The sequence below is a fragment of the Alicyclobacillus mali NBRC 102425 genome, from assembly GCF_001570745.1.
GTDB lineage: Bacteria > Bacillota > Bacilli > Alicyclobacillales > Alicyclobacillaceae > Alicyclobacillus > Alicyclobacillus mali.
The window spans coordinates 1-3,597 of the sequence record NZ_BCSG01000066.1 but is presented as its reverse complement, the minus strand read 5'-3'; the positions used below and the strand labels follow the sequence as shown (position 1 = coordinate 3,597).

Below are 3,597 nucleotides of genomic sequence, written 5' to 3'. Positions count from 1 at the left end.
TCGAGTATAAAACAAACCGAGGCCCAGCGACAGCGAGTGATAGGGACACGTCTCAGAGCGCGTTGGTCTCGTTCAACAGTCGAAGCATGGTGTAGCGGTTCCGGAGCTTGTGCGCGCGCTTCAGGCTCGCCGACACAAGGCTTCGTTCCACGCCCAACTCGGATGGCTCCGCCGGCGCGCCAATGCGGCGCATGAGCGACCGGACGCGATCGCCGGACGGAATCGACGCCAGAATCGCGCGCACTTCCTCCTCCTGCCCCGCAAGGGACGCCCACGGCGCCTGTCCCGCGCGCACGGCCTCCGCGACCGCGTCCTCCACGTGCGCGTGATAGACGTCCGCGATCACGCCGCACGCCGCGGCCACCTTGAGGCCGTGGAGGATCTGGCGCCTGCCGGATCGCAGGAACTCCATCTCCCAGTCGTGCGACAGATGGTGTTCTCCGCCGGACGCCGGATGGGACTGCCCGAACAGGAGCATCACAATCCCGGACAGGATGAGCGCCTCCATCAGGCTGCGAATGGCGCCGGTCCGCGCGCGGGCGAGGCCGTCCGCCTGCGCCACGGCCATCTCCAGCGCTTCGCGCGTGAGCCCCGCCAGATGGGCGCAATACGGCTCCCCCGCCGCGATGGCCCCGAACGCCCAGTCCGCGAGCGAGGTGGACTTGCCCACCACGTCGCCGAAGCCCGCCCACACGAGTTCCCTCGGTGCCCGTTCGAGAACGTCCGTGTCCGCGAACACGGCGATGGGCGCCTGCGTCTGATAGGTCGTCTTGATGCCGCGCACGATGAGCGGCGCGCCGGCGGACGTGAATCCGTCGACCGACGGCGCCGTCGGCACGCTCACGAACGGAATTCGCATCTTGTAACTCGCAAACCGGGCGATGTCGTGGAGCGTGCCCGAGCCCACCGCCACGAGCGCCTCGACGTCCGGCCCCGCCGCGATAAGCGCCTGAACGATGGACCGCTCGTCCGCCACCACGTCGCCCTGGGCATTCGGCTCGATGAGGCAGGCCGTCCACAACACGCCGATATGGGTCAAGCTCTGGGCGAGCGCATCGCCCGCCGCCGCGCGCGTGTGCTCATCCATCACGAGAACCACGCGCCGGTAGCGGGCTTGGATCCACGCCGCGGCGTTTGCCAAAGCTCCCGGTCCCACCTCGAGGTGTTCCAGTGGAATGGCTTGATGCGGCTGGCCGCACGGGCAGTCCGTCGCAAGCCTCTTCAGGTCATCCAAGCTCCATCTCACGCGCGTTCCCCCCAAAACAACGCGGGGCTGCGTCTTGGCAGCCCCACACCTTCGCTCAGCGGCCGTACACCGCCTCGTTCCACCGAAGCTCGTTCGCAATCTGGCGCGGCGTCGAGTGCTCGTCAATGACGACGCACTCCATGCCCATCATGTCGGCAAGGTCCTGCAGCTCTTCTACCGTCACCCGATACGAGAATACCGTGTGATGCGCGCCGCCCGCGAGAATCCAGCTCTCCGCCGCCGACGCGAGCGACGGCAGCGGCTTCCACAAAACGCGCGCCACGGGCAGCTTCGGCATCGGGCGATCCGGCTGAATGGCCTCCACCTTGTTCACCACCATGCGGAAGCGGTGGCCGAGATCGACGATGGTGGCCTGCACGGCGGGCCCGCCTGCGCCGTCGAACACCAGCCGCGCCGGATCCTCCTTGCCGCCGATGGAGAGCGGATGCACCTCCACGCGCGGCCGCGTCGCCGCGATGGTCGGACACACCTCCAGCATGTGCGCGCCGAGCACCATCTCGTTGCCCGGTTCGAAGTGGTACGTGTAGTCCTCCATGAAGGACGTGCCCTCGCCCTCGGCGAGCACCTTCAGGACGCGCACGAACGCGGCGGTCTTCCAGTCGCCTTCGCCGCCAAAGCCGTAGCCGTCGGCCATCAGGCGCTGCACCGCGAGGCCCGGCAGTTGCCGCAGCCCGTGCAGGTCCTCAAACGTCGTCGTGAAGGCCTCGAAGCCGCCTTCCTCAAGGAAGGACCGAAGCCCAAGCTCGATGCGCGCCTGCTCGCGCACCCCGTCGTGCAGCGGGCCGCCTTTCTCGCATCCCGGCGCGAACTCGTAGAGCGACTGGTATTCATCGATGAGCCGGTCGATCTCGGCCTCCGACACCGCACGCACGCGCTCGGCGAGATCGCCCACGCCGTAGCCGTTTACGGACCAGCCAAACCGCGCCTCGGCCTCCACCTTGTCGCCTTCCGTGACGGCAACCTGGCGCATGTTGTCCCCAAAGCGCGCGACTTTGAGCCCCCGGCTCACAGCCGCCGCCACCGCCGTCATGGCCCATCCGCGGACTCTCCTCGCCACCTCCGCGTCCTGCCAATGGCCGACGATGACCTTGCGCGGCATGCCGAGGCGGGTCACCATGAACCCAAACTCGCGATCCCCGTGCGCCGACTGGTTCAGGTTCATGAAGTCCATGTCGATCGTGTCCCACGGGATATCCCGGTTGAACTGCGTGTGCAGGTGCAAAAGCGGCTTTTGCAGCGCCATCAGGCCGCGAATCCACATCTTCGCCGGCGAAAACGTGTGCATCCACGCGATCACGCCCGCACAAGCGTCGTCCGCCGACGCCTCGAGGCACAGCCTGCGAATCTCGTCCGCGTCCTTCAAAACGCCCTTCCAGCGCAGAACATGCGCGTTGCCGACGGCCGCCTGGAGCGCCGGCACCATCTCTCGCGCATGCGCTTCCACCTGGGCGAGGGCCTCGTCCCCGTACAGGTGCTGACTGCCCACCACAAACCAGAATTCATAAGCCGGCATCTTCATCCAACCATCTCTCCCATCGACTCGTCCGGACACCTCAGTGCGCCGCCGCGCCGGGTTGACCGTAATACGCGTTCTTTCCATGCTTGCGCTGATAGTGCTTGTCAAGCAAGAACGAATCCATCTGCGCCTCCCCGCCCGCGAGAAGCATGGTGTCTCGCGCCATCTTTGCCACCACTTCGAGCACCACGGCGTGATACACGGCCTCCGCCGGGTCCTTCCCCCACGTAAACGGCGCGTGATTGGCCAGAAGCACCGCCGGCATCGCGACGGGATCCAGCCCGCGCTCGCGGAACGTCTCGACAATCACCCGTCCCGTCTCAAGCTCGTAGCCGCGATCGATCTCGTCCTTCGTCAGCGGCCGCGTCACGGGCACATCCCCGTAAAAGTAGTCCGCGTGCGTCGTGCCGAGCGCCGGGATGGGGCGCCGCGCCTGCGCCCACGCCGTCGCGGCCGGGGAATGCGTGTGCACAATGCCGCCGATGGACTCGAACGCCTTGTACAGCTCGATATGTGTCGGCGTGTCTGACGACGGCCGCAAATCGCCCTCCACGACGCGGCCGTGGAGATCGACCACCACCATGTGGTCGGCGGTCAGCTCGTCGTATGGCACGCCGCTCGGCTTGATGACCACGAGGCCGTCTGTTCGCGATATGCCGCTCACGTTCCCCCAGGTGAAGGTCACGAGACCGTGCTTGGGCAGGGCCAGGTTCGCCTCGAGGACCGCTTCTTTCAGTTCCCTCAGCATGTCTTCACCTCTTCCTGCGCCACGGCGCTCTTGATCCGCTTCAGCACCTTCATCACGTTGTTTTCA

The 3,597-nt window shown here is 66.6% G+C and carries 3 protein-coding genes; all 3 read right to left on the bottom strand.

Annotated elements, in window-relative coordinates; genetic code table 11:
• Positions 1 to 52: 52 nt before the first annotated feature.
• The 3 genes from AMA01_RS13345 to AMA01_RS13335 are packed head-to-tail and all read right to left on the bottom strand — an operon-like array spanning position 53 to position 3,531.
• Complete coding sequence (locus AMA01_RS13345) at positions 53 to 1,246, bottom strand: sn-glycerol-1-phosphate dehydrogenase (protein WP_067851734.1); 1,194 nt, start codon at positions 1,244 to 1,246, stop codon at positions 53 to 55.
• A 55-nt stretch (positions 1,247 to 1,301) separates the two neighbouring features.
• Positions 1,302 to 2,786 carry an L-arabinose isomerase gene (gene araA / locus AMA01_RS13340; protein WP_067851733.1) on the bottom strand — a complete coding sequence of 495 codons (1,485 nt, stop codon included), beginning with the start codon at positions 2,784 to 2,786 and terminating at the stop codon, positions 1,302 to 1,304.
• A gap of 34 nt (positions 2,787 to 2,820) precedes the next feature.
• Positions 2,821 to 3,531 (bottom strand): L-ribulose-5-phosphate 4-epimerase, encoded by a 711-nt coding sequence (locus tag AMA01_RS13335; RefSeq protein WP_067851731.1) that lies wholly within the window; start codon positions 3,529 to 3,531, stop codon positions 2,821 to 2,823.
• Positions 3,532 to 3,597 lie beyond the last annotated feature (66 nt).

Bases quoted from the DNA above. Each gene is read 5' to 3' on its own strand.
- araA (WP_067851733.1), bottom strand. From the start codon at position 2,786: ATGAAGATGCCGGCTTATGAATTCTGGTTTGTGGTGGGCAGTCAGCAC.
- AMA01_RS13335 (WP_067851731.1), bottom strand. From the start codon at position 3,531: ATGCTGAGGGAACTGAAAGAAGCGGTCCTCGAGGCGAACCTGGCCCTG.